This window comes from Pseudomonas sp. D3-27 (genome assembly GCF_051132165.1).
GTDB lineage: Bacteria > Pseudomonadota > Gammaproteobacteria > Pseudomonadales > Pseudomonadaceae > Aquipseudomonas.
The window spans coordinates 25,858-51,201 of record NZ_CP071667.1 but is presented as its reverse complement, the minus strand read 5'-3'; the positions used below and the strand labels follow the sequence as shown (position 1 = coordinate 51,201).

Here is a 25,344-nt window from a genome sequence, read left to right as displayed (position 1 = left end):
CCAGCCGCATGCACATGGCTCAGTCAGATTGGGAAGTAGCTTCAATTTTCGGTAGAACGGGCGAGAGCACTCGGGGCAGGCATGAATCAATGCGTCGCCATGACGCCAACAGACGGCAACACCGGGTATCTGGTGAGACCGATGCCAGTAGGCAGAACCCCGATCGATCAAATCCTCCTGAACGCAGGTAGGACATAGCTTAGCCTTGCCATGGGTGGACTCTTCTCTGCGGGGCACTCGTACCACCCCGTCATAACCCAGTGGCCCTACGTTGTTCTCTGGCCCCTGCTTAACCCCAAGAAACGGTCGGTAAGCAGGAAAAGTAGTATTGCTTCTGATCAACTCTGCGAGATTGCTCTCCGATTGCCCCGGCAGCCTGTGCGCGAGACTCTCGATCTGCTTGGGTACGATGCCACCAATGCAAAAGGGTTTCGATGCGAACAAATCGCGATAGGTTTCCGTCGCGGTTCTGTTACCTGACAGATAGTGATATCGGGTGACACGAGAGTAAAGCATTTCATCCGGCATCGAAACGGGGAAAAATAATAGATCAGACATCATTTACCGATTAAAGGTAGGGCTCGAAGAGAATGTGCATCCGGGGCAGTATATATGCAACCCCTAAAATTCTGTATCCGGTCTGGATTTAAAATGCAAAGCCGCTCAACTTTGAATCGTAGTGAATTCATCTAAATCCTGCCGCGCCCGTATTCCTCGAATACAAAACACGTATCGATAACCCCGCGTAGGTCAGCCCATGCCGGCAAAACTATTTCGGTTGATCGCGGGTTAGTACGTTTACATGCTGATCGTGATGATCCAGCGTACGCCGGACCTATTCTGAAGGGGAATTTTTTCATTAACAGAAAAATAATGGGTATATGGTGAATTGATTTAGAACTTTTTTAGATGGAGGGGGAATGCCCAGCTGGATTACAGTATGGGTCGAATGCTCGCGACCCGGTAGAGCGAAGAACGTGATACAGGCTTGCCCTCCGAGAGCAATTGGCGTCTAGCCCATCGCAGACGCCTATCGTGAAAGCCTTCGATTGGTTCACATACTTTTTCGAGCATTGCTGCACACAGAGGAAGCTTGCAGAGCTGCTTTTCGAAGCGAGAAAGAACATGAAGCTCCCGACCAATCCTCGTACGCGAAATGCGGACGGGCTTACCCGCAAGACCATAAAGCGCGTCGGCACACTGACGGACTTCGCCGGCCAGTCTCTCATCGAGGGCAGCAAACATTTCGGCGCTATTTAGACGGGGCGTACGATGGGGGCTTGGGTTTGCAGTTAACTCCGAAAGCCACCGCCTATCGTGGCGATACAGCCACGCATACCCCCTGCATGCATGTGCTTTGTGAATTCGATAATCAGCCTCGAAAGCCGCGCGTCTTGCGCATAGCTCAATGTGAAATCGTGCCTCTCTCCAAGCATCTTGCCCGCCGGGTACATTTCGGATGTGACGATAGACATACGCTGATGAAACGCCTAGAACGGCAGCGATCTTTTTGGCATCAGCTCCTTCAAGAGCATGTTCCCACACAGCGGTTGAGGAACAGTCCAGGCCTCCACCAGGCATCACCGCAGAAGGACGCGTGTGAAGTCGAATGTGAGCTTTCGGGGCACACGCCATCTTCTGTTTCAAAGGGCATTGACCATGCAGCAAGCTCACCATGTCAATGCCTAGAGCACCGGCCAATAAAATGTATTTGAGCGGATGGTGGGAGGTTATAGGCGTACGAAGCAGCTTGGTGACCCATGAGGCGGGTGTACCTGCACGAACTTCCCCGAGTATAGAAAATTCCCATTCTCGCGGGAGTGCGGCAAAAAAATCGGCCATGTGCTGCGCCAGCATGTGCAGGTGCAAGCGATGGTTATCAGAAGCAAGGTTGAGCTGCGTTGCCCTTTGTAAAAGCGTGTAGCGCACCGCCTCCGCCGACAAAGCAGTGACTTCAGACTCAAGGACCTGAAGTGAGCGCAACGCTATTTCGTGAAGCGGCGGCAGGCACCGCAACGGGGTGTCGAGAAGTACCGTGTGTGCTTGCACATTCTCATCATTGGGCAGATTGAGTTGCCGAGAGCTGCGGCTGGACCAGCGAGGATCAAGGATCCTGAGTGACGTGCCGTGATGCGGACATACCAGCACGCCTGGAAGCATGTGGACCCTGTGCCAGTAAGCGACTCCCCGTTGAGCCTGATCTTGTGCGATACATTCTGGGCATAACCGCACTCGGGAGGCGAATCCAATACGGCTCGCGTTGACGCCCAGCTTCAACATCAAGCCTTTCCCATCAGCGGTCATCAGCGTCCGAGCGTGTTCGACCTGGCTCATCCTCAAAAAAGGCGCATAGTAGGGTAATAATGTGTGGCGCATGAGGACCTCGGCGACCGATAGCTCGGTACCGCTGGGTAGCGCATCGACAAAATCCCCTAAGTGACTCGGGAATGCCACATTTTGCGAAAAAGCTGCCGCCGATTTCAGTCCGGCAAATGCTGCTTGGCAATTACGAACACCACAAAGGCGGGCATAACGAGAAATCACGCTGTGCAGCGTCTCGTCGGGAAACGCGGCGGGGAAGAAATGGAGTTTAAGGTGCACTTCACCCCCCTCCGACTCACGCTTTGTGATACATCGGTGAGAACTCAAACAGGTCCTCGTTGAGCCAGCCCGCAGCGCGCAGAGCGTCGAGGGGAGCGTCATGTTCGCTAAGCGCTTTAGCCTCTGAGTTTTCCACAGCAGTAGCAATCGGCGATGGGTGATCTTTCGCATGAATGGTCGGAGATGGGTCTGCCGGCTTCTCACGGGATACAACGCTTCGAAGCAAGGTAAGGCGATCCTCTCGTGTCAATCCATCGAAAACCATCATTTCGCTCAGCTGATCCTCAATCGGCAGCAAATCGTCAAACTGTCGCATCCGCTTCGGATCACGGCTACGCAGAGCTGAAAGGGCTGGCTTTAGAATCTGCATTTTTGAGTTGCTTACCTTCACCAGGATCTCGGCAGTCAAACACTCCGAGCCACTCTGGACCGCATAACGCTGACTCAATACCAGCAGCTTGACCAGGAAATCCGTGACGCCTTGAGTGTGCTCATACAGCGTGTCAAAAATCTCGTCGGTCAGCTCAGCCGTCTGTTTGCACCACTGATAGCTCCAGAGATTTTCGACCAACAACCGCCACTCCTCATCATCCTTTTCGAATCGTTTGAATTCGAGCGTACCAGCACCACAGACTCGGCGGGCAGTCCGCATGGCTTCTGAGAACAGGCTAATCGTCGAGTTCGTGCCACTGAAAACCACCGGGATACCGATGTTGTTTACCAAGTGCAGGAAAAAATTCAGCATGCTCTCCTTACCACCAGTTTTCGCCAGGTGGAGGTTTTGCAGCTCGTCGATCAACAAGGCGCCGATGAAAAACGTGCTGGCCACCTGCTCCATCTGTTGCAGCGCATCATTGATGTTTCGATGCCTGTAGCGCTTGTGGTAGTCCTTGTCTCCCAGAGCGTCACCAACCGCATAAAAAAACTGCTGGCAAAATCCAGCCAGCGATCCATCCCGAGGGCAGTCAAGCTTCAGCCATGTGATTTGGGTATGAACAAACTGCTTTCCCTCATAGCGCTCATGGCGGATTGTCTGTGGATAAAGGCTCAAGATGGCGTGGAGTGCCGTTGACTTGCCAATGCCGCTCAGGCCGACGACCGTAAACGTTTCTGCAGTGGACTTGAACGCATCGTGGTAACGCTGAGCTCCCGATAAGGAATGCAAATGCCGGACGGTAGCGGGCGACATCGGGTTACGCCCGACATACCCTCGACGGATGAGCAGTGAGAACAGGGCCTCCAGTTCCAGATGTAGCAAGAACGGCTGTACGACGGTTCTCAGCCTGTCGATACAGTGGATTCGAGTGGCTCCTTCGAGCGTCAGCTCTTTCGGATCCACCGGCTGAGGAAAGTTCGAGATCAGTTCAACAGCCGCCGCCTCCGACAATATCGGAGGCAAAGCTTCGATAAGCGGGTTACCCGCATACTCACTAATGTCCTGTCTGACGTAATTGGCAAACGTCTGTGCACCTTTCATTTTGCCTGTCCTGGCCGAATTCTTTTGAGCAAATCGATAACCTGCGCTGTGCGCTCGCCGGCATATGAATCATGCGCTTTCTGTGTCGTTTCAGATTGAAGTGAAGCTGGCTCCACCCTGACGCCTTCAGGAACAACCGCATTTTCACGCTCGCGGAGACGTTCTTCTGCGCGGTTCTCGCGGATGTTTCCAGTGGCCTCTGCCTTAGTAGGCGGAGCAGGTTCCTGTTTTCGTTCTGCGAGCGCATGACTGATGATCTGGTGGACCTGATCGCTAAGCTGCACACGGCTTTCCAGCTCAGCTCGACGGCGAGTAGGCGGTTTTTGGCGATAGGCTTCGAGCAGATCAAAAATCTCGTCCGAGCGGTAATTCGCGTAACCGGCATCCGATCGTCGAAGATCACAACGGATAAACTGCTTGGCCTCTCCTTGAATCCAGATGTGTGCCGCAGAGTTCGGATCGAACCAACACTCTATTGACCAAACGCCCCCTTTGCGAGCCTTGGCAAACCAATCTTTCTCTATGGCCATATCGCACACGTAGTGCATGCCGCGAAACATCACTCCGCCCTTTTGAACGGTCGCGCGCTCACGCGGTAAAAGGTGGAGATAAACCAGCTCGTCTGGACGCTTGTTGGATTCGATCAGGTCGTTGTCGCAGGCCCAATTCCATATACCGTTAGGCGTAGGTTCTACGCCGTCATTCATCATCGCTTGAGTCAGTCGGTCAGGCTGTCGATGGTGCCGGTTATAGTGGAGCACGCAATTGATGAGGATCTGGGTGAACTCTTTGAGGTTCAGCGTGGCATCGAGCCGGTAATCTCGCTCGCCGCGCTCTTTGTCCCGCGCAGCTACCCCGCCAGGTAGCCATCTGATACCCGTCAAATCATTCAAAATGCCAAACCGACTTTCTACCATAGGCTTCCAATCAGGCCGATAAGGTGGGGCAGTGCCGATCTCAATTCCCAATCCTGAGGATAACCCCTCTGCTGCGAGTGACAGCATCTCTCCCCGGTCGGCATAAATCTGGTGGGGCAGGTGATGACAATTCCAATCATCTGCATCGATTTCAACGCCGTTCTGAGCGCAGAACTCGACTTTGGAAGTAAACGCGTTGAACAGCGCTTGTCTCGCCCCATTCCAACTAGGGCCCTCTAATCCTACATAGAGACCAGCAATCATTCCGGAGAAACTATCCACTACGATATAAACGACGGGCCGACCAATGAGCATCCGTCTAGAGTAGCTGTTGACCAAATAAATATCGGCAATCGTTGCGTCGATTTCGAACTGATGACAGGGTCCACGCAGCCAATCTCGAACGGTACCTGAAAGCGGACGGCAATCCTTTAACCACCTCCTCAACCCTTTACGGCCACGCTCGGTTTCAATCTGGTCGAAAAAAATCTGTCCCCAATACTGGAACTGCCTCAAGCTGGGGAGCTCTGAACCAGGCAACAAACGAAGCGCATCTTCACTGTTTTTAGAGATGTCTCGAACAGAGTAGAATCGTCTCAACATTTCATCATATGCGCTCGAAATAGATGATTTCTTATCTCTTACATAAAGAGCATATCCAACACGGATGCATCGTTTATCAACTGCACTGAGCATCTTGGAAGGCGAAGTAAGAACGCCTTGAAATTTAGGCTTTCGCCCTGGTGGCCTGCTCGGATCATATTTTCTATCGGCAATCCCTACTGCCGCATAATTGTTAAGCAATGAGTTGCGAACTTGACCATAAAACCAATAGCGGTAAAGAAGCCGATAGATCGTTTTCCGCTGGATTCCGAGCTCTGACGCCCGTTTGCTAACAAGTCGGCCTAACTCACCTCGTACAAATATTTGTCCTGGGTATTCAGGATCTAGCAGAGGGGCGATGACGGCCCACTTTTCGTCCCGGCCTTGCTTGGCTCTCTCATCCAACTGTTCCTCAAGCACAAGCATGAACTCGGGCGTGGCAATGGCTGCTGGCTTGGTGTGGCCAGACGCCAACGATCGACGAAGCTCCTCCAGACCCACAGCGTATGGCTGCCGGGGTGGGTCAGCTAGATCCATCACAACTGCTAAGTCATGCGTTTCATCCTGGTACAGGAGCCTGGCTATCGTAGCGATGACCGACAGATCGGTTACAGGCTCGAAAACGTCATTAACGAGAACAGTCATGACATCTTCTCCTTCAACGATACTTGGACAGGGCTCGGGGAAACTTCGAAGTCAGGAACTAGACCAGTAAGATGGAGAGGAGTGTTAACCAGATCTATTTTCAGTATCTTGTTCCAAACCAGATGAAAGAAAATTGCTTGAGCGTCTATATAGGAAATGGACAGAAGTGATGCTATTTTTCTTAGACAGGTGGCCAAGGTCCATGAATATTCCCGGCTGTTTACCAAGCATTCAATAAAATTCGAATGCAACGGCACTTTCATTAGGTCACGAGAGAGCTTCGAGTATCTCCTGACTAGTCCGAGATTTTTTATAAAATCTCGTGTAAAAAACTCGTCTGTTACGATTTTCCAATCTACACCTTGGCTTTCCCAAAAGCGCTTTTCAATTTCAAGTTTTTCAAGCGTTCTTTTACTTCCGTTGCCAATTAAATCGGAACGATACTTCACCGTCCTAGCTACCGATTTGAAGTTTCCGCTCGGGTCCTGAACAGTTAAGAGGAAGTCTGTTGTCATCACATAAGGCAGTGTTGTTCTAGGGTATCTTGGATAGCGTACATCTATCGCCGACGCTATCGCTTGCGCACGCTCTGTGGGTAGTAAAGGGTATTGCTCCCGTATATCCACGATGTCTTCAGAAAATTCACACACAAGGAAGTACGAACGCTCGAGATCTGACAGGAGGTGATGAATCCTCTCGATCTTCACACCTTGAATCTTGTGCGAACGACCTATCGACGGGACATCTTGTACCCGCAGCCAAGGCACGTAGCTTGCCCCGGCGCCTTCGCCAAATCCATTTGCAATGTGCCGTTCAATGTCCTGCTGTGATGCAAATTTACGACCTCGCAACCCACGCCTCCTCAGTCGATGCGGACCGCTTCACCTCGCGTCGAGAAAAAGTCGTAGAAGGACACGACCGCCAAAGCGGCCGCATTCAAAACATTTTCCAGACTACACCCGCTGAAAGTTGAAGCGATGAATCCAGACCAAAGGGAAAGCCTGGAAAGGAAAACCCCCGTAGATACGGGGGTTTGAGCCTTGTGTCAATCTATGTTCATGCGTGTCAAACTTTATTGTTTTGTGTCAATCTTTATTGTTGAAAACCATGAGCCCAGCAGCCCGCCTGAAACTCACTCCACCGTCACAGACTTCGCCAAATTCCGCGGCTGGTCCACGTCGGTGCCCTTGAGCACCGCCACGTAGTACGACAGCAATTGCAGCGGGATGGTGTAGAGGATCGGCGACAGGATGTCGTGGATGTGCGGCATGTGTACCACATGGGTACCTTCGCCGTTGGTCATGCCAGCCTTCTCATCGGCGAAGACCACCAATTGGCCGCCACGGGCGCGTACTTCCTGCAGGTTCGACTTGAGCTTTTCCAGCAGCTCGTTGTTCGGCGCCACGGTGACCACCGGCATGTCGTTATCCACCAGGGCCAACGGGCCGTGCTTGAGTTCACCGGCCGGATACGCCTCGGCGTGAATATAGGAAATTTCCTTGAGCTTCAGGGCGCCTTCCATTGCCACCGGGAATTGCGCACCACGACCCAGGAACAAGGTGTGGTTCTTCTCGGCGAACAGCTCGGCGATTTTTTCCACGGTGCTGTCCATCGCCAAGGCTTCACCCAGGCGAGCCGGCAAGCGACGCAGTTCCTCGACAAGCTTGGCTTCGACGCCCTCGCCCAGCGTGCCGCGCACCTGGCCCAGGGACAGCGTCAGCAACAGCAGGCCCACCAACTGCGTGGTGAATGCCTTGGTCGACGCCACGCCGATTTCCCGACCGGCCTGGGTCAGCAGGGTCAGATCAGACTCGCGCACCAGCGAGCTGATGCCGACGTTGCAGATCGCCAGGCTGGCGAGGAAGCCCAACTCCTTGGCGTTGCGCAGGGCAGCCAGGGTATCCGCGGTTTCGCCAGACTGGGAAATGGTCACGAACAGGGTGTCGGGCTGCACGACAACTTTGCGATAGCGGAACTCGCTGGCGACTTCGACCTGGCAGGGGATACCGGCCAGCTCTTCGAGCCAGTAACGCGCGACCATGCCGGCGTGATAGCTGGTGCCGCAGGCGACAATCTGCACATTGCGCACCTTGGCGAACAGCTCGGCGGCTTGCGGACCGAAGGCGTGCACCAGCACTTGATCCTGGCTCAGACGGCCTTCGAGGGTGCGCTGCACCACGGCCGGTTGTTCATGGATTTCCTTGAGCATGTAATGCCGGAACTCGCCTTTGTCGGCGGCTTCGGCGCCGTCGCGGTATTGCACCACCTCGCGCTCGACTTCCTTGCCGTCAAGGTCCCAGATCTGCACGCTGTCGCGGCGGATCTCGGCGATATCGCCTTCTTCCAGGTACATGAAGCGATCGGTGACCTGGCGCAGCGCCAGTTGATCGGAAGCCAGGAAGTTCTCCCCCAGGCCCAGGCCGATCACCAACGGGCTGCCACTGCGGGCCGCCACGAGGCGATCCGGTTGTTTGGCGTTGATCACCGTCAGGCCATAAGCGCCATGGAGTTCCTTGACCGTGGCCTTGAGCGCTACGGTCAGGTCCACCAGGTCCTTGAGCTTGTGGGTGAGCAAATGGGCAATGACTTCGGTGTCGGTGTCCGAGGTGAACACATAGCCGAGTGCCTTGAGTTGTTCGCGCAAGGCCTCGTAGTTCTCGATGATGCCGTTGTGCACCACCGCCAGGTCGCCGGAGAAATGTGGGTGGGCGTTACGCTCGCACGGTGCGCCATGGGTGGCCCAGCGGGTATGGGCGATACCCAGGCGACCGATCAGCGGCTCAGCGTCCAGTGCCCGTTCCAACTCGCTGACTTTTCCCGGGCGCCGCACACGCTCAAGTTTTGCGTCTTGGGTGAATACCGCCACGCCGGCACTGTCGTAGCCGCGGTATTCAAGACGCTTGAGGCCTTCAAGCAGGATGGCCGTGATGTTGCGCTCAGCAACGGCGCCGACAATTCCACACATGTTATTTCTCCTGGCTGACAGGTGCGCAGATCAGATTGATGCCGCGGGCCTGAATCTGGTCGCGTGCCTCCACGGGCAGGCGATCATCGGTAATGAGGGTATGGACGCTGCTCCACGGCAGTTCCAGGTTGGGTATCTTGCGGCCGATCTTATCGGCCTCCACCATCACGATCACTTCGCGTGCAACCTCAGCCATCACACGGCTCAGGCCCAGCAGTTCGTTGAAAGTGGTGGTGCCGCGCGCCAGGTCGATGCCGTCGGCACCGATGAACAACTGGTCGAAGTCGTAGGAACGCAGCACTTGCTCGGCGACCTGGCCCTGGAAGGATTCCGAATGCGGGTCCCAAGTGCCACCGGTCATCAACAGCACCGGCTCGTGCTCCAGCTCGCTCAAGGCGCTGGCGACGTGCAGGGAATTGGTCATCACCACCAGCCCCGGCTGATTGCCGAGTTGAGGAATCATGGCCGCCGTGGTGCTGCCGCTGTCGATGATGATGCGCGCATGCTCGCGGATCCGCTTCACGGCGGCCCCGGCAATGGCGTGTTTGAACTTGGAGACACTCTGGGCGTTATCCGCCACCAGCTCCTGAGGCATTGGTACCGCGCCACCGTAACGACGCAACAGCAAACCATTGGTCTCCAGGGCGGCGAGGTCCTTGCGAATCGTAACTTCGGAGGTTTCGAAGCGCTTGGCCAATTCGTCCACGCTGACCTCGCCCTGCTCTTGAAGCAGGACGAGGATATTGTGGCGACGTTGTGGTGTGTTGCGCTTGGACATGGCGGCCTAAGTTTCGATTCGAAAGATAACGCAAGCAATCAAAACCTATTGCAGCGATATCGTCAAGGCGCCAAGAGAAAAATTCAGAAATCGAATGTGGCAGCTCACTCGCGATAGCGGTGGTTCAGTTAGAACGTTCTATCTGACAAACCGCTATCGCGAGCAAGCTCGCTCCCACCAAGGAGCATGTGTGGATAACTTCAGGGCTTCTTGATCTTCACCGGACGCTTCCAGCCGTCGATGTTGCGCTGGCGGGCGCGTGCCACGGCCAATTGGCCGTTATCCACATTCTGGGTAACGGTCGAACCAGCAGCCGTGGTCGCCCCACTGGAGATATCCACAGGCGCCACCAGTGAGTTGTTGGAGCCAATGAAGACGTCTTCGCCCAGCACGGTTTTCCATTTGTTGGCGCCATCGTAGTTGCACGTAATGGTACCGGCGCCAATGTTGGTGCGGGCGCCGACTTCAGCGTCCCCCAAGTAGGTCAGGTGGCCCGCCTTCGCGCCCTCGCCCATGTGGGCATTCTTCAGTTCAACGAAGTTACCCACATGGGCACGGGCTTCCAGCACAGTGCCCGGGCGCAGGCGGGCAAACGGACCCGCGTCGGAGCCTTCCCCCATCACCGCGCCTTCGAGGTGACTGTTCGCCTTGATCACCACACCCTTGCGCAGGGTGCTGTCCTTGATCACGCAGTTCGGGCCGATGACCACGTCATCTTCAATGATGACCTTGCCTTCGAGGATGACATTGATATCGATGACCACGTCGCGCCCCACGCTGACTTCACCGCGTACGTCAAAACGAGCCGGATCGCGCAGGGTCACGCCTTGAGCCATCAGGCGGCGGGCGGCGCGCAATTGATAGTGGCGCTCCAGCTCGGCCAGTTGTCGGCGATCGTTGGCGCCCTGCACTTCCATGGCGTCCAGCGGCTGCTCGGTGGCGACGACCAGGCCATCGGCTACGGCCATGGCGATCACGTCGGTCAGGTAGTACTCGCCCTGGGCATTGTTGTTCGACAGACGACTCATCCAGTCGCCCAGGCGCTCGGCCGGCACGGCAAGAATCCCGGTGTTGCCCTCGGTAATCGCGCGCTGGGCTTCGTTGGCGTCTTTTTGCTCGACGATCGCTGTCACCTGGCCGTCGGCATTGCGCACAATGCGGCCGTAGCCGGTCGGATCATCCAGCTCGACGGTCAACAGGCCCAGTTGTTGTGGCGCGACGTGCTTGAGCAGACGTTGCAACGTGTCGACTTCAATCAGCGGCACATCGCCGTAGAGAATCAACACCGTATCGGCAGTAATGAATGGCACAGCCTGAGCCACGGCGTGGCCGGTACCCAGTTGTTTGTCCTGCAAGACGAAATTCAGGTCATCCGCCGCCAGGCGCTCACGCACCGCGTCGGCACCGTGACCGATCACCACATGGATACGCTGTGGATCAAGTTGTCGGGCGCTGTGGATAACATGGCCCAGCATGGAATTGCCGGCAACCGGGTGCAAGACCTTGGGCAGCGCCGAACGCATGCGGGTGCCTTGACCGGCCGCGAGAATAACGATTTCGAGAGACATGACTGGCTACCAATCCTGGGTGGTCAGCGGCTGCGACCAGATGATGAGTGTCGGGAAAAGAAAAAAGGGTAGCCGAGGCTACCCTTTTTAATCAATCGCACAGAAAGCTGACGGCTTAGCCGCCGAACTTCTTGCGGATCTGCTGGACGGTACGCAGCTGGGCTGCGGCCTCGGCCAGACGTGCAGCAGCAGAACCGTAGTCGAAGTCTGCGCCTTTTTCGTTCAGGGCCTTCTCGGCAGCCTTGACGGCTTCCTGAGCGGAGGCTTCGTCCAGGTCGGCAGCACGTTGCACGGTGTCGGCAAGGACCTTGACCATGTTCGGCTGAACCTCGAGGAAACCACCGGAGATGTAGAACACCTCCTTGTCCCCGCCCTGCTTGGTCAGAGTAATCGGACCTGGCTTCAAGCTGGTGATCAACGGTGCGTGACCCATGGTGATACCCAGATCACCCAGCTCACCGTGCGCAACCACAAACTCGACCAGACCGGAGAAGATTTCCCCTTCCGCACTGACGATATCGCAATGGACTGTCATAGCCATCTGATTGCCTCAACCTAAATTAGCGCCCGTTGCCGGGCGCCGGGATTACAGTTTCTTGGCTTTCTCGATCGCTTCTTCGATGCCGCCGACCATGTAGAACGCTTGTTCTGGCAGGTGGTCGTAGTCACCGTTGAGGATGCCTTTGAAGCCAGCAATGGTGTCTTTCAGGGAAACGTATTTACCCGATGCACCGGTGAAGACTTCAGCCACGAAGAACGGTTGCGACAAGAAGCGCTGGATCTTACGAGCGCGGGATACCAACTGCTTGTCGGTTTCCGACAGTTCGTCCATACCCAGGATCGCGATGATGTCCTTCAGCTCTTTGTAACGCTGCAGCACGTACTGAACGCCGCGAGCGGTGTCGTAGTGCTCCTGGCCGATCACGTTCGGGTCCAGCTGGCGCGAAGTCGAGTCCAGTGGGTCTACCGCTGGGTAGATACCCAGGGAAGCGATGTCACGGGACAGAACGACGGTGGCGTCCAAGTGGGCGAAGGTGGTCGCTGGCGACGGGTCGGTCAAGTCGTCCGCTGGTACGTATACCGCTTGGATCGAAGTGATCGAACCTTGCTTGGTCGAAGTGATGCGCTCTTGCAGCACGCCCATCTCTTCAGCCAGGGTCGGCTGGTAACCTACTGCCGAAGGCATACGGCCCAGCAGTGCGGATACTTCGGTACCGGCCAGGGTGTAACGGTAGATGTTGTCGACGAACAGCAGAACGTCGTTACCTTCGTCACGGAACTTCTCGGCCATGGTCAGGCCGGTCAGGGCTACGCGCAGACGGTTTCCCGGCGGCTCGTTCATCTGGCCGTAGACCAGCGCCACTTTGTCCAGAACGTTGGAATCCTTCATCTCGTGGTAGAAGTCGTTACCCTCACGAGTACGCTCACCCACACCGGCGAACACGGAATAACCGCTGTGCTCGATGGCGATGTTACGGATCAGTTCCATCATGTTTACGGTCTTGCCCACACCGGCACCACCGAACAGACCGACTTTACCGCCCTTGGCGAACGGGCAGACCAGGTCGATAACCTTGATGCCTGTTTCCAGCAGCTCGTTGCCACCGGCCTGTTCAGCGAAGGATGGCGCAGGACGGTGAATGCCCCAACGCTCTTCGGTGTCGATCGGGCCAGCTTCGTCGATCGGGTTGCCCAGTACGTCCATGATCCGGCCCAGAGTCGCTTTACCGACCGGTACGGAGATGGCTGCGCCAGTGTTGTTGACGTCCAGACCGCGCTTCAAGCCTTCGGTGGAGCCCATCGCAATGGTACGAACCACGCCGTCGCCCAGCTGCTGCTGAACTTCCAGGGTGGTTTCGGCGCCTTGAACCTTCAAGGCGTCGTAGATGCTCGGTACGCTGTCGCGTGGGAATTCCACGTCGATAACGGCGCCGATGATTTGAACGATACGTCCGCTACTCATAGCTGGATCCTCTGAATATTTGAACCGTTAAACCGCGGCAGCGCCGCCGACGATTTCCGAGATCTCTTGGGTGATCGCAGCCTGACGCGCCTTGTTGTAGATCAGCTGCAAATCGCTGATCAAATCACCGGCGTTGTCGGTAGCGTTCTTCATCGCGATCATCCGCGCCGCTTGTTCAGCTGCGTTGTTCTCGACCACCGCCTGGTAGACCTGCGACTCCACGTAGCGGACCATCAAGCCGTCGAGCAGCTCCTTGGCATCCGGTTCGTAGAGATAGTCCCAGTGGTGCTTGAGTTCCTGTTCCGGGGTCGCCACCAGTGGAATCAACTGCTCCACGGTCGGCTGTTGCGTCATGGTGTTGATGAACTTGTTGGATACCACGGACAGGCGGTCGATCCGGCCTTCCAGGTAAGCATCCAGCATCACCTTGACGCTGCCGATCAAATCATTGATCGACGGTTCTTCACCCAGGTGGCTGATAGCAGCGACGACGTTACCGCCGAAGTTGCGGAAGAAAGCCGCACCCTTGCTACCGACCACGCACAGATCGATCTCGACGCCTTGTTCGCGGTTTACCGCCATGTCCTTGACCAGGGCCTTGAACAGGTTGGTGTTCAAGCCACCGCACAGACCACGGTCACTGCTCACCACAACGTAACCGACGCGCTTGATGGCGCGTTCGATCATGAACGGGTGACGGTATTCCGGGTTGGCGTTGGCCAGATGACCAATCACCTGGCGGATGCGCTCCGCATAAGGACGGCTAGCAGCCATGCGCATTTGTGCCTTGCGCATTTTGCTGACCGCCACTTTTTCCATGGCGCTGGTAATCTTTTGCGTGCTTTTGATGCTCGCAATCTTACTGCGAATCTCTTTTGCGCCTGCCATGTAACACCTATCAGGTTAGCAAGCGGGAGCCTTGCGGCTCCCGCTGCGGCTTACCAGGTTTGGGTGGCCTTGAACTTCTCGATGCCGGCTTTGAGGCCAGCGTCGATTTCGTCATTGAAGTCACCCTTCACGTTGATCTTGGCCATCAAATCGGCGTGATCGCGGTTGAAGAAAGCAATCAGCGCTTGTTCGAAGCTGCCGATCTTGGCGATTTCAATGTCAGTCAGGAACCCACGCTCAGCGGCATACAGCGACAGCGCCATGTCAGCGATCGACATCGGTGCGTATTGCTTCTGCTTCATCAGCTCGGTAACGCGCTGACCATGCTCAAGTTGCTTACGGGTCGCTTCGTCCAGGTCAGAAGCGAACTGGGCGAATGCCGCCAGTTCACGGTACTGAGCCAGGGCGGTACGGATACCACCGGACAGCTTCTTGATGATCTTGGTCTGAGCGGCACCACCCACACGGGATACCGAAACACCGGCGTTCACAGCAGGACGGATGCCCGAGTTGAACATGGCCGATTCCAGGAAGATCTGACCGTCGGTGATGGAAATCACGTTGGTCGGAACGAACGCGGAAACGTCGCCAGCCTGGGTTTCGATGATCGGCAGCGCGGTCAGGGAACCGGTCTTGCCAGTCACTGCGCCGTTGGTGAACTTCTCTACGTACTCTTCCGAAACGCGGGATGCGCGCTCCAGCAGACGGGAGTGGAGATAGAACACGTCGCCTGGGTAGGCTTCACGGCCTGGTGGACGGCGCAGCAGCAGGGAAATCTGGCGGTAGGCCACTGCTTGCTTGGACAGATCGTCATAAACGATCAGCGCGTCTTCACCGCGGTCGCGGAAGTATTCGCCCATGGTGCAACCGGAGTACGGTGCCAGGAACTGAAGGGCAGCCGATTCGGAGGCGCTGGCGGCAACGATGATAGTGTTGGCCAGTGCACCGTTTTCTTCCAGTTTGCGAACTACGTTGGCGATGGTCGATTGCTTCTGACCGATTGCTACGTAGACGCAGAAGATGCCGCTGTTTTTCTGGTTGATGATCGCGTCGATCGCCAGAGCGGTCTTACCGATCTGACGGTCACCGATGATCAGCTCACGCTGGCCACGGCCGACAGGAATCATGGCATCGACAGCCTTGTAGCCAGTCTGTACAGGCTGGTCTACCGACTTACGCCAGATCACGCCAGGAGCAACTTTCTCGACCGCGTCGGTCTCGGTGTTGTTCAGCGGACCTTTGCCGTCGACAGGGTTACCCAGTGCGTCGACAACGCGACCCAGCAGTTCCTTACCGACAGGAACCTCGAGGATGCGGCCGGTGCACTTGGCGCTCATGCCTTCAGCCAGAGTCGTGTACGCGCCCAGTACCACGGCACCTACAGAGTCTTGCTCCAGGTTGAGGGCCATACCGTAGACGCCGCCCGGAAACTCGATCATCTCGCCGTACATGACGTCGGCCAGACCGTGAATCCGCACGATGCCGTCAGATACGCTGACGACAGTGCCTTCGTTACGGGCTTGGGAGGTCACATCGAGCTTTTCGATGCGGCCCTTGATAATTTCACTTATTTCGGAAGGATTGAGTTGCTGCATTGCTCTGCTGCCCCTTCAAACTCAAGATTTCAATGCTTCGGCAAGTTTCGCGATTTTGCCGCGAATCGAGCCATCGATAACCAGGTCGCCGGCGCGGATTACAACGCCCCCTATCAGGGACTTGTCTTCCTCGACTTGCAGGCGCACTTCCCGGTTGAGTCGTGCACTGAGAACCTTGGCGAGTTTGTCTTGCTGTTCTTGGTTCAATGCAAAAGCACTGGTCACTTCCACGTCTACCGACTTCTCCTGCTCGGCCTTGTACAGGTCGAACAGTGCGGCGATCTCCGGCAGAAGCGGGAGACGGTCGTTTTCGGCAACGACGTGGATGAAATTCTGTGCCTTGGCATCGAACTTGTCGCCGCACACGTCAATGAACGTGGCGGCCTTTTCTGCGCTCGTCAGTCGCGGGGCCTTGAGCACGCGCTGCATGGTGTCGTCTTGCGACACCGCTGCTGCCAGGCCGAGCATGGCTGACCAATTGGCCAGTTGCTGGTGGGCCTGAGCGTGCTCGAAGGCCGCCTTAGCGTAAGGTCGGGCCAACGTGGTCAGTTCTGCCATGATCGCCCTCGCTTAGATTTCAGCAGCCAGTTGGTTTACCAGCTCTGCGTGCGCGTTTTGATCGATTGTGGCACCCAGGATCTTCGAAGCACCGCCAACGGCCAGGCTACCCACTTGGGCGCGCAGCGCGTCTTTGACACTGTTGAGTTCCTGTTCGATCTCGGCTTGAGCCTGAGCCTTCACACGGTCAGCTTCGACGCGAGCCTGTTCACGGGCTTCGTCGACAATCTGCGTACCGCGCTTCTTGGCTTGCTCGATGATTTCAGCTGCCTGAGCTTTCGCTTCGCGCAGTTGCTGACCCACTTTCTCATGGGCCAACTCCAGGTCGCGAGCTGCTCGGCTGGCAGCGTCCAGACCATCAGCGATCTTCTTTTGACGTTCGTGCAATGCCGCAATGACCGGAGGCCATACGAACTTCATGCAGAACAGTACAAAAATCAGGAACGCAACGGACTGGCCAATCAGGGTCGCATTAATGTTCACGCCAACACCTCGCAGTTACGTTGTCCATCACACCAAATTACCCGGAAAATCCGAGTAATCAGCCAGCGATCTGACCAACGAACGGGTTCGCAAAGGTGAAGAACAGCGCGATACCAACACCGATCATGGTTACGGCGTCGAGCAGACCGGCAACGATGAACATTTTGACTTGCAGCATTGGAACCATTTCTGGCTGACGCGCAGCGCCTTCCAGGAACTTGCCGCCCAACAGGCCGAAACCAATTGCGGTACCCAGTGCGCCCAGGCCGATCAACAGTGCAACAGCGATAGCGGTTAGACCAACTACAGTTTCCATCTTTCCTCCCGACTTTTACGTCGTATGGTTTAGGTTTTTTAGATTAAAGCGGTAAAACAAATCGTTTCATCGAGCCCGTTCGGGCCCCTTCCCGTTTGACCGGGAAGGACATCAGACTAGTCGAGACTGGCCTTAATGGTTTTCTTCGTGCGCCATCGACAGGTAGACGATGGTCAGCATCATGAAGATGAACGCCTGCAAGGTGATGATCAGGATGTGGAACACAGCCCACGCCCATTGCAGCACCACGCCCAGGCCGCTGAGCCAGAGCAGGCCGCTGCCGAACATCACAGCGATCAGGATGAACACCAGCTCGCCGGCATACATGTTGCCGAACAGACGCAGGGCCAGAGAGATTGGCTTGGCGATCAGGGTCACGAATTCCAGGAGGAAGTTCACCGGAATCAGCAGGGCCTGAACAAGGATGTTCTTGCTGCCGAACGGGTGCAGGGTCAGTTCGCCGATGAAGCCGCCGATGCCCTTGACCTTGATGCTGTAGAAAATGATCAGTGCGAAAACCGAGAACGCCATGCCCAGGGTCGCGTTCGGGTCGGTGGTCGACACGGCGCGGAACGGGATATGGGCATCGCCGGAGATCAGGATGGCCAGCTGAGGAATCCAGTCGACCGGTACCAGGTCGATGGCGTTCATCAGGAACACCCAGACGAAGATGGTCAGTGCCAGCGGTGCGATCACCGGGCTACGGCCATGGAAGCTGTCTTTCACGCTGCCATCGACGAATTCGACCAATACTTCAACGAAGTTCTGCAGTGCACCTGGCTGACCGGAAGTCGCTTTTTTCGCCGCCATGCGGAAAAGGAAAACGAAGATCAGACCCAACGCGACCGACCAGCCGAGGGTATCGACGTGGAAAGCCCAGAAGCCCATTTCCTTGGCTTCTGCTGCGGTGTGAGCAAAGCCCCAGCTGCCGTTAGGTAGCTGCCCGAAGGTCAGGTTCTGCAAGTGGTGCTGGATATAGCCCGAAGCGGTTGTTTCTGCCATGGTTGCCTCAAACGCCCTAAGGTCTCGAAAGTCTTGTTCTCATTAGCAGGGGAGCGAACCAACTGACCATCTGGGTCAGCAGGAACACGCCGAATACAGCCAGCGGCGCCAGTGGCTTCACACCTGCGAACGTCAGCGCAAACAGCACTGCCGTCAAAATCAGTTTCCCCGCCTCGCCGGCATAAAAAGACCGGACGATAGCCTGGGCTGCTCGGGCGCCGGAAAACCGAAATGCCCTGTGAGCGAAGTAAATATTGGGAAGCAAGGCTATCAGGCCTCCGCAAAGACCCGAGTATCCGGCGACGACTCCCTTCCATTGCCAAAGCGCCAACGCGGCGATCAATACAACGACGAACTGGGCCATCAACACCGGGAAAACTGCCAGACGATGGAACGGCAAGCGGTTTGGCGTGCGTGTTTCCATCGCTTTTGCTCTCCAATGGTCGGCTGCCTGAATTCAACAACTTGGCATAATTTGTGCCGACAAAATGCGCGCAGAGTATAGGGGCGGTTCTGCCCCTATTCAACCTTCAGGTAGTGATTTCCGACTGCGCGCTACAAGGGCAATTGTTTCAGCGAATGTGCGCAAGAACACCTTGCAGCTCATCGAGGGAGTTATAACCGATCACCAGCTGACCCTTGCCCTTCTTTCCATGGCGAATCTGCACGGCAGAGCCCAGGCGCTCGGCCAGGCGCTGCTCAAGACGAGCGATATCCGGATCGGGTTTTGGTGCTTCGACAGGCGCAGGTTTACCGCTCAGCCATTGACGAACCAGTGCCTCGGTTTGGCGCACGGTCAGGCCGCGTGCGACAACATGTCGCGCCCCTTCAACCTGTTGATTTTCCGGCAAACCGAGCAATGCCCGGGCATGTCCCATTTCCAGGTCGCCGTGGGACAACATGGTCTTGATGACCTCTGGCAACGCGATCAACCGCAGCAGGTTCGCCACTGTCACGCGAGACTTGCCCACCGCTTCGGCGACTTGTTGCTGGGTCAGCTGGAATTCCTGCTGCAAGCGCTGCAGGGCCACGGCTTCTTCGATAGGGTTGAGGTCTTCGCGCTGGATGTTCTCGATCAGCGCCATGGCGATTGCAGTCTCGTCCGGCACATCGCGGACCATCGCCGGAATGGTTTCCTGTCCGGCCTGCTGGCTGGCGCGCCAGCGGCGCTCGCCAGCGATGATCTCGAAACGCCCATCGGCAATCGGCCGCACCACGATCGGTTGCATCACCCCCTGCGTCTTGATCGACTGGGCCAGTTCCTCCAGCGCCTGCGGATCCATGTCCCGGCGCGGCTGGTATTTGCCACGCTGGATCAGGTCCAGGGGCAAATGCTGCAATTCACGGTGATCGGCCTGCACGGCCTGCTCTTCCAGCGAACTGACAGTCGGACCGCTGAGCAGCGCATCCAGTCCACGTCCGAGACCTCGTTTCTTGACGGCCATGGGGCTTCCTTAAGTTGGCTGGGCTGCAGCGATGCGTGGTTGACGACGTTGGCGGCGAACCATCTCGCCTGCCAGCGCCAGGTAAGCCAGCGCGCCGCGCGATTGTTTATCGTACGCCAGGGCCGGCATGCCGTAGCTCGGCGCTTCGGCCAGACGGATGTTGCGCGGGATGACCGTATCGTAGAGCTGCTCGCCGAAATGCTCCTTGAGCTGGGCAGAAACATCGTTCATCAGGCTCAGGCGCGGGTCGTACATGGTCCGCAACAGTCCCTCGACCTTCAGGTCCGGGTTCAGCAATTCAGCGATACGCTTGATGTTATCCACAAGGTCGCTCAACCCTTCAAGGGCAAAGTACTCGCACTGCATGGGGATAATCACCCCATCGGCGGCCACCAAGGCGTTGAGGGTCAACATCGACAGCGACGGTGGGCAGTCGATCAGGATGTAGTCGTAATTCTCGCGGACCGGCGCCAGCGCGCTGCGCAGGCGGCTTTCCTTCATCTGCATTTCCAACAGCACCACTTCGGCCGCCGTCAGGTCGCGGTTGGCCGGCAGCAGTTGATAACCGCCATGTTCGGAGAAGTGCATGGCCTGGCCCAGATCGCATTCGCCGATCAAGACGTCGTAGATGGAGTTTTCCAAGCCATGTTTATCAACACCGCTACCCATGGTGGCGTTGCCCTGTGGATCGAGGTCGATCAACAGCACCCGGCGCTTGGTGGCGACCAGGGATGCTGCGAGGTTGATGCAGGTGGTGGTCTTGCCCACACCACCTTTCTGGTTCGCTATTGCGAATACCTTAGCCATTCTTGCGTGTGTTCCCAATCATGCCGTGCGGCGCAGTATCAGCAGATGGCGTTGGCCTTGGCAACCGGGTACGGCCAAGGCGTGTTCGCTATCGAGGTGGAAGTCTGCCGGCAATGCTACCAGCTCATCGGCCGGATGAACGCCCTTCATTGCCAGCCAGCGCGTATTGGCGTCGCCAAGGTGGCGCGTCCAGTTGCTGAAGTTCTCCATGCTGCTGAAAGCCCTTGAGATGATTCCATTGAAAGGATTTTCAGGCTGGAAAGCTTCGACGCGGCTGTGGATAACCTGGAGGTTATCCAGTTTGAGTTCGAGTTTGACCTGGGTCAGGAAGCGGGTTTTCTTGCCGTTGCTGTCCAGGCAGGTCACTTGAGAATCCGGAAACAGGATCGCCAGCGGGATGCCCGGCATGCCACCGCCACTGCCAACGTCCAGCCACCGACCGTTCTCGACGAAGGACATCACACTCAGACTGTCGAGCAGATGCCGCGAAACCATCTCGTCGGGATCGCGTACCGCAGTCAGGTTGTAGGCCTTGTTCCACTTGATCAACAGCGCCAGATAGCCCAGCAGTTGCGCATGCTGGGCTTCGCTCAGGCTCACGCCGAGCTGGCGGGCACCTGTGGATAACTCTTCAGCGTGTTGCGAGGTGACCATCGAACTCAAGCGCTCTGCTCCAACTGGCGGCCCGCGCCGCGTTTTTTCAAATGAATCATCAACAGTGAAATGGCCGCCGGCGTGACGCCGGGAATGCGCGAGGCCTGGCCCAGGGTCTCTGGCCGCGTCGCACCGAGTTTGCTCTGGATCTCTTTCGACAATCCGGAGATGCCGGTGTAATCGATATCCACAGGCAATTTGGTGTCTTCGCTGGCGCGCAAGCGAGCGATTTCATCCTGCTGGCGGTCGATGTAACCGGCGTATTTGGTCTTGATTTCGACCTGTTCGGCGACTTGCGGATCCTCCGCACCTTGACCGGTCACTTCCACCAGCCCGGCGTAATCGATTTCCGGACGGCTCAACAAGTTGAGCAGGTTGTATTCGTGGGTCAACGGCGTACCGAACCGAGCTGCAATCGCATCGCCCTGTTCGGTGCCCGGGCGAACCCAGGTACTTTTCAGGCGCTGCTCTTCCAGCTCGATACTTTCGCGCTTCTTGCAGAACGCGGCCCAACGCACGTCATCCACCAAGCCCAGTTCTCGACCTTTTTCAGTCAGACGCAGATCGGCGTTGTCTTCACGCAGGATCAGGCGATATTCGGCGCGGGAGGTGAACATCCGATACGGTTCCTGAGTACCCAGGGTAATCAGGTCGTCCACCAGAACACCGATGTACGCCTCATCACGGCGCGGGCACCAGGCTTCCTTACCCTTGGCGAGCAGTGCGGCGTTGGCTCCGGCGAGCAAACCCTGGGCACCCGCTTCTTCGTAGCCGGTGGTGCCGTTGATCTGTCCGGCGAAGAACAGACCGCCGATAACTTTGGTTTCCAGGCTGTACTTCAGATCGCGCGGATCGAAGTAGTCGTACTCGATCGCATAACCCGGACGCACGATGTGCGCGTTCTCCATGCCACGGATCGATTGCACGATCTGCAATTGCACGTCGAACGGCAGACTTGTGGATATCCCGTTCGGATACAGCTCATGGGTGGTCAAACCTTCCGGTTCGATGAACACCTGATGGCTTTCCTTGTCGGCAAAACGATGGATCTTGTCTTCGATCGACGGGCAATAGCGGGGGCCGACACCTTCGATTTCACCAGCAGCGGAATACATCGGCGAACGATCGAGGTTCGCCGCGATGATTTCGTGGGTGCGGGCGTTGGTATGGGTGATCCAGCAACTGACTTGCCGTGGATGCTGTTCCTTGTTGCCCATGAACGACATCACCGGGATCGGAGTATCGCCAGGTTGCTCGGTCATCACCGAGAAATCCACCGACTTGCCGTCGATACGCGGTGGTGTACCGGTTTTCAACCGACCAACACGCAGCGGCAGTTCACGCAGGCGCTGGGCCAGGGCGATCGATGGAGGATCACCAGCGCGTCCGCCGGAAAAATTCTGCAAACCGATGTGGATAAGTCCCCCGAGGAAGGTCCCGGTGGTCAACACCACGGAATCGGCGAAGAAACGCAGACCCATTTGCGTGACGACACCGCTTACTTGGTCCTGCTCGACGATCAGGTCATCGGCTGCTTGTTGAAATATCCACAGGTTCGGCTGGTTTTCCAGGATTTCACGGACAGCGGCCTTGTACAGGACTCTATCGGCCTGGGCGCGGGTGGCGCGCACGGCTGGGCCCTTGCGGCTGTTCAACACGCGAAACTGAATGCCCCCTTTATCCGTGGCCATGGCCATCGCACCGCCAAGGGCGTCGATTTCCTTGACCAGGTGGCTCTTGCCGATGCCACCAATGGCGGGGTTGCAGCTCATGGCACCGAGGGTTTCCACGTTATGCGTCAGCAGCAGGGTTTTAGCGCCCATGCGTGCTGATGCAAGTGCTGCCTCGGTACCGGCATGACCGCCGCCGATGACGATCACTTCAAAACGGGAAGGGAAATCCACCACGCACCTCGTGCCTGCTTTATTCAGGTAATTCGGAAATAGATTCTGGCTTGGTTCCTGGGCGTTTTCGAACCAGGGTCGGCAAGTATAGGGACTTCCCTCTTCCTAAAGAACCCTCTGCACAAAATTTAACCAGCTGTGGAGAACTCGGGGTTAAAAAAATAAAAAAGAAAGAAATTTATAAAACCTTTGTTTTTATGTTTATTCTTGGTGACCGGCCTATCTGTGGATAACGTTCTGCATCTCTTGTTTTACAGCATGTACAGAGTTTCAAAACCCTGTGACCATGTACCCCGGAGCGCCTTGGATAACCGGTGTAAGCCTGTGGATTAATATGGGCTTTATCCACAGGTGCGGTTATATCCAGTTTTGAAGGGGCCTTATCAACCGACCTCAGTGGCAGTTATTCACAGGGCTTAATCCACAGAAAACAGCCGACAAGGGTCGCCGAAGCGTCCACAGGCAAGCCGCCATTAAGGGCAATCAGTTCAAAAAAAAGAGGAGGTAGCGGGTTTGTGTTGCGCTCGATAGGCTTTCGAGGACAAACCCGGCTGCAAAGACGTGATGTAGTTGCCGAGGAACGATAGGCCCGTGGCGAGGGAGCTTGCTCCCGCTGGGTCGCGAAGCGGCCCCAAAACCTGCCGAATGCGCAGTACCTGACACACCGCACCCGCCGGTTTACGACAGCGTCGCAGACGAACGGGAGCAAGCTCCCTCGCCACGGGTTTGTCGACAGCCCCTGCGGGGTTATTTACCGATGCAGAAGCTGGAAAAGATCCGCCCCAACAGATCATCAGAGCTGAAGGCGCCGGTAATTTCCCCGAGGAACTGTTGAGCCTGGCGAAGATCTTCTGCCAGCAGTTCTCCTGCCCCCGCCAAGGTCAATTGTGCGCGGCCGTGCTCCAACGCCGCGCTGGCGTGGCGCAGTGCTTCGAGGTGTCTGCGCCTGGCGCTGAAGCTGCTCTCTGAGGTCTGTTCATAACCCATGCAAGCCTTGAGATGGTCGCGCAGCAATTCCAGCCCCTCGCCCGCTGATTTCGCGCTTAGGCTGATGGTCACGAGGCCGTCGTCGCTGACTTCGAGGGCAATGGCCTCCCCTGTCAGGTCAGCCTTGTTACGAATCAGCGTGACTTTCGCTGGATCCGGGCGAACTTGGAGGAACTCAGGCCACAAGGCAAAGGGATCGTCCGCTTCCGGCGCAGTCGCGTCCACCACCAGCAATACACGGTCGGCTTCACTGATGGCCTTCAGGGCACGTTCAACACCAATTTTTTCGACCTGGTCATCGGTGTCGCGCAATCCAGCGGTGTCCACCACGTGCAGAGGCATTCCATCGATGTGGATATGTTCGCGCAGGATGTCTCGGGTGGTGCCGGCAATCTCGGTGACGATCGCTGCTTCGCGACCGGCTAAGGCGTTAAGCAGACTGGATTTGCCGGCGTTCGGCCGACCGGCAATCACCACTGTCATCCCGTCACGGAGCAAGGCACCCTGCCCAGCTTCACGCAGGACTGTGGATAATTCATCGCGGACCTTATCGAGCATGCTCAGCACGTGGCCATCGGCGAGAAAGTCGATTTCCTCTTCGGGGAAATCGATTGCGGCCTCGACGTAGATGCGTAGGCCGATCAGTTGCTCGGTGAGGTTATGCACACGCTGTGAAAATGCCCCTTGCAACGAGCGCAACGCATTACGTGCCGCTTGCGCGGAGCTCGCTTCGATGAGATCGGCAATGGCCTCGGCCTGGGCCAGGTCGAGTTTGTCGTTGAGGAATGCTCGTTCGCTGAATTCCCCCGGCCGCGCCAGGCGACAGCCCAGCTCGAGGCAACGCTGGAGCAACATGTCCAGGACAACCGGGCCGCCGTGGCCCTGCAGCTCCAACACATCTTCACCGGTGAATGAGTTAGGCCCCGGGAAATACAAGGCCAGCCCTTCATCGAGCACTTGCCGCTGCGAATCGAAGAACGGGCCGTAATGGGCAAACCTCGGTCTGAGCTCACGACCGCTGATCGCGTTGGCCGCGACACTGGCCAACGGCCCCGAAATACGGACGATGCCGACACCGCCGCGACCTTGAGCGGTGGCAACGGCGGCGATGGTTTCACGCGGTGCGCTCATAAACCGGTATCCAGACAAAAATGGCAGATAGCAAAACGCCCCACTAGGGGGCGTTTT

21 protein-coding genes and 1 pseudogene are annotated in these 25,344 nt (G+C 56.7%); all 22 read right to left on the bottom strand.

Annotation, left to right across the window (positions count from 1 at the left end; all coding sequences use genetic code 11):
• Positions 1 to 156 precede the first annotated feature (156 nt).
• Positions 157 to 516: pseudogene (locus J3P92_RS00245) on the bottom strand (TniQ family protein); the annotation flags it as partial.
• A 417-nt stretch (positions 517 to 933) separates the two neighbouring features.
• Positions 934 to 2,601 carry a TnsD family Tn7-like transposition protein gene (locus tag J3P92_RS00240; RefSeq protein WP_206403310.1) on the bottom strand — a complete coding sequence of 556 codons (1,668 nt, stop codon included), beginning with the start codon at positions 2,599 to 2,601 and terminating at the stop codon, positions 934 to 936.
• Between the two features lie 16 nt (positions 2,602 to 2,617).
• Positions 2,618 to 4,078 carry an ATP-binding protein gene (locus tag J3P92_RS00235; protein WP_434649529.1) on the bottom strand — a complete coding sequence of 487 codons (1,461 nt, stop codon included), beginning with the start codon at positions 4,076 to 4,078 and terminating at the stop codon, positions 2,618 to 2,620.
• The gene (locus tag J3P92_RS00230; RefSeq protein ID WP_434649527.1) at positions 4,075 to 6,243 is read right to left on the bottom strand and encodes a Mu transposase C-terminal domain-containing protein; all 2,169 of its coding nucleotides are present in this window, start codon (positions 6,241 to 6,243) and stop codon (positions 4,075 to 4,077) included. The genes J3P92_RS00235 and J3P92_RS00230 overlap by 4 nt, the downstream gene beginning before the upstream one ends.
• Positions 6,240 to 7,094, bottom strand: coding sequence for a TnsA endonuclease N-terminal domain-containing protein (locus J3P92_RS00225; protein ID WP_434649525.1), 855 nt, complete (start codon positions 7,092 to 7,094; stop codon positions 6,240 to 6,242). The genes J3P92_RS00230 and J3P92_RS00225 overlap by 4 nt, the downstream gene beginning before the upstream one ends.
• Before the next feature lie 281 nt (positions 7,095 to 7,375).
• Complete coding sequence (gene glmS / locus J3P92_RS00220) at positions 7,376 to 9,208, bottom strand: glutamine--fructose-6-phosphate transaminase (isomerizing) (protein WP_434649523.1); 1,833 nt, start codon at positions 9,206 to 9,208, stop codon at positions 7,376 to 7,378.
• Position 9,209: 1 nt separating this feature from the next.
• Complete coding sequence (locus tag J3P92_RS00215; protein ID WP_420766055.1) at positions 9,210 to 9,986, bottom strand: DeoR/GlpR family DNA-binding transcription regulator; 777 nt, start codon at positions 9,984 to 9,986, stop codon at positions 9,210 to 9,212.
• Positions 9,987 to 10,186: 200 nt separating this feature from the next.
• Complete coding sequence (glmU, locus tag J3P92_RS00210; RefSeq protein ID WP_434649521.1) at positions 10,187 to 11,554, bottom strand: bifunctional UDP-N-acetylglucosamine diphosphorylase/glucosamine-1-phosphate N-acetyltransferase GlmU; 1,368 nt, start codon at positions 11,552 to 11,554, stop codon at positions 10,187 to 10,189.
• Positions 11,555 to 11,669: 115 nt separating this feature from the next.
• On the bottom strand, positions 11,670 to 12,095 hold the full coding sequence (locus J3P92_RS00205) for a F0F1 ATP synthase subunit epsilon (RefSeq protein WP_420766053.1): 426 nt from the start codon (positions 12,093 to 12,095) through the stop codon (positions 11,670 to 11,672).
• 45 nt (positions 12,096 to 12,140) lie between these two features.
• Positions 12,141 to 13,517: a F0F1 ATP synthase subunit beta gene (atpD, locus tag J3P92_RS00200; RefSeq protein ID WP_039593181.1), complete on the bottom strand. Its 1,377-nt coding sequence runs from the start codon at positions 13,515 to 13,517 to the stop codon at positions 12,141 to 12,143.
• A 27-nt stretch (positions 13,518 to 13,544) separates the two neighbouring features.
• Entirely contained in the window at positions 13,545 to 14,405 is an 861-nt protein-coding gene (atpG, locus tag J3P92_RS00195; RefSeq protein WP_072397487.1) for a F0F1 ATP synthase subunit gamma, read from the bottom strand.
• A 50-nt stretch (positions 14,406 to 14,455) separates the two neighbouring features.
• A complete protein-coding gene (atpA, locus tag J3P92_RS00190) occupies positions 14,456 to 16,000 on the bottom strand; it encodes a F0F1 ATP synthase subunit alpha (RefSeq protein WP_024777788.1) in 1,545 nt (514 codons plus the stop codon).
• Between the two features lie 21 nt (positions 16,001 to 16,021).
• The gene (locus tag J3P92_RS00185) at positions 16,022 to 16,558 is read right to left on the bottom strand and encodes a F0F1 ATP synthase subunit delta (RefSeq protein ID WP_003187192.1); all 537 of its coding nucleotides are present in this window, start codon (positions 16,556 to 16,558) and stop codon (positions 16,022 to 16,024) included.
• A 12-nt stretch (positions 16,559 to 16,570) separates the two neighbouring features.
• Entirely contained in the window at positions 16,571 to 17,041 is a 471-nt protein-coding gene (locus J3P92_RS00180; RefSeq protein ID WP_030139033.1) for a F0F1 ATP synthase subunit B, read from the bottom strand.
• Between the two features lie 58 nt (positions 17,042 to 17,099).
• Positions 17,100 to 17,357 (bottom strand): F0F1 ATP synthase subunit C, encoded by a 258-nt coding sequence (atpE, locus tag J3P92_RS00175; RefSeq protein ID WP_003097235.1) that lies wholly within the window; start codon positions 17,355 to 17,357, stop codon positions 17,100 to 17,102.
• A gap of 132 nt (positions 17,358 to 17,489) precedes the next feature.
• The gene (atpB, locus tag J3P92_RS00170) at positions 17,490 to 18,359 is read right to left on the bottom strand and encodes a F0F1 ATP synthase subunit A (RefSeq protein WP_305497744.1); all 870 of its coding nucleotides are present in this window, start codon (positions 18,357 to 18,359) and stop codon (positions 17,490 to 17,492) included.
• A 16-nt stretch (positions 18,360 to 18,375) separates the two neighbouring features.
• Complete coding sequence (locus J3P92_RS00165; protein WP_039593179.1) at positions 18,376 to 18,783, bottom strand: F0F1 ATP synthase subunit I; 408 nt, start codon at positions 18,781 to 18,783, stop codon at positions 18,376 to 18,378.
• A 148-nt stretch (positions 18,784 to 18,931) separates the two neighbouring features.
• Positions 18,932 to 19,804: a ParB/RepB/Spo0J family partition protein gene (locus tag J3P92_RS00160; RefSeq protein WP_420766052.1), complete on the bottom strand. Its 873-nt coding sequence runs from the start codon at positions 19,802 to 19,804 to the stop codon at positions 18,932 to 18,934.
• A 9-nt stretch (positions 19,805 to 19,813) separates the two neighbouring features.
• The gene (locus tag J3P92_RS00155; protein WP_186633322.1) at positions 19,814 to 20,611 is read right to left on the bottom strand and encodes a ParA family protein; all 798 of its coding nucleotides are present in this window, start codon (positions 20,609 to 20,611) and stop codon (positions 19,814 to 19,816) included.
• Positions 20,612 to 20,629: 18 nt separating this feature from the next.
• Positions 20,630 to 21,265, bottom strand: a complete 636-nt coding sequence (gene rsmG / locus J3P92_RS00150) for a 16S rRNA (guanine(527)-N(7))-methyltransferase RsmG (protein WP_434651202.1) — start codon at positions 21,263 to 21,265, stop codon at positions 20,630 to 20,632.
• Between the two features lie 5 nt (positions 21,266 to 21,270).
• Positions 21,271 to 23,169 (bottom strand): tRNA uridine-5-carboxymethylaminomethyl(34) synthesis enzyme MnmG, encoded by a 1,899-nt coding sequence (mnmG, locus tag J3P92_RS00145; protein WP_434649520.1) that lies wholly within the window; start codon positions 23,167 to 23,169, stop codon positions 21,271 to 21,273.
• 747 nt (positions 23,170 to 23,916) lie between these two features.
• Positions 23,917 to 25,287 (bottom strand): tRNA uridine-5-carboxymethylaminomethyl(34) synthesis GTPase MnmE, encoded by a 1,371-nt coding sequence (gene mnmE, locus J3P92_RS00140; RefSeq protein ID WP_434649518.1) that lies wholly within the window; start codon positions 25,285 to 25,287, stop codon positions 23,917 to 23,919.
• Positions 25,288 to 25,344 lie beyond the last annotated feature (57 nt).

Coding starts and splice junctions, on each gene's coding strand:
- J3P92_RS00235 (WP_434649529.1), bottom strand. CDS start 4,078: ATGAAAGGTGCACAGACGTTTGCCAATTACGTCAGACAGGACATTAGT.
- J3P92_RS00230 (WP_434649527.1), bottom strand. CDS start 6,243: ATGACTGTTCTCGTTAATGACGTTTTCGAGCCTGTAACCGATCTGTCG.
- glmS (WP_434649523.1), bottom strand. CDS start 9,208: ATGTGTGGAATTGTCGGCGCCGTTGCTGAGCGCAACATCACGGCCATC.
- J3P92_RS00215 (WP_420766055.1), bottom strand. CDS start 9,986: ATGTCCAAGCGCAACACACCACAACGTCGCCACAATATCCTCGTCCTG.
- glmU (WP_434649521.1), bottom strand. CDS start 11,554: ATGTCTCTCGAAATCGTTATTCTCGCGGCCGGTCAAGGCACCCGCATG.
- J3P92_RS00205 (WP_420766053.1), bottom strand. CDS start 12,095: ATGGCTATGACAGTCCATTGCGATATCGTCAGTGCGGAAGGGGAAATC.
- atpD (WP_039593181.1), bottom strand. CDS start 13,517: ATGAGTAGCGGACGTATCGTTCAAATCATCGGCGCCGTTATCGACGTG.
- atpG (WP_072397487.1), bottom strand. CDS start 14,405: ATGGCAGGCGCAAAAGAGATTCGCAGTAAGATTGCGAGCATCAAAAGC.
- atpA (WP_024777788.1), bottom strand. CDS start 16,000: ATGCAGCAACTCAATCCTTCCGAAATAAGTGAAATTATCAAGGGCCGC.
- J3P92_RS00185 (WP_003187192.1), bottom strand. CDS start 16,558: ATGGCAGAACTGACCACGTTGGCCCGACCTTACGCTAAGGCGGCCTTC.
- atpE (WP_003097235.1), bottom strand. CDS start 17,357: ATGGAAACTGTAGTTGGTCTAACCGCTATCGCTGTTGCACTGTTGATC.
- atpB (WP_305497744.1), bottom strand. CDS start 18,359: ATGGCAGAAACAACCGCTTCGGGCTATATCCAGCACCACTTGCAGAAC.
- J3P92_RS00165 (WP_039593179.1), bottom strand. CDS start 18,783: ATGGAAACACGCACGCCAAACCGCTTGCCGTTCCATCGTCTGGCAGTT.
- J3P92_RS00160 (WP_420766052.1), bottom strand. CDS start 19,804: ATGGCCGTCAAGAAACGAGGTCTCGGACGTGGACTGGATGCGCTGCTC.
- J3P92_RS00155 (WP_186633322.1), bottom strand. CDS start 20,611: ATGGCTAAGGTATTCGCAATAGCGAACCAGAAAGGTGGTGTGGGCAAG.
- rsmG (WP_434651202.1), bottom strand. CDS start 21,265: ATGGTCACCTCGCAACACGCTGAAGAGTTATCCACAGGTGCCCGCCAG.
- mnmE (WP_434649518.1), bottom strand. CDS start 25,287: ATGAGCGCACCGCGTGAAACCATCGCCGCCGTTGCCACCGCTCAAGGT.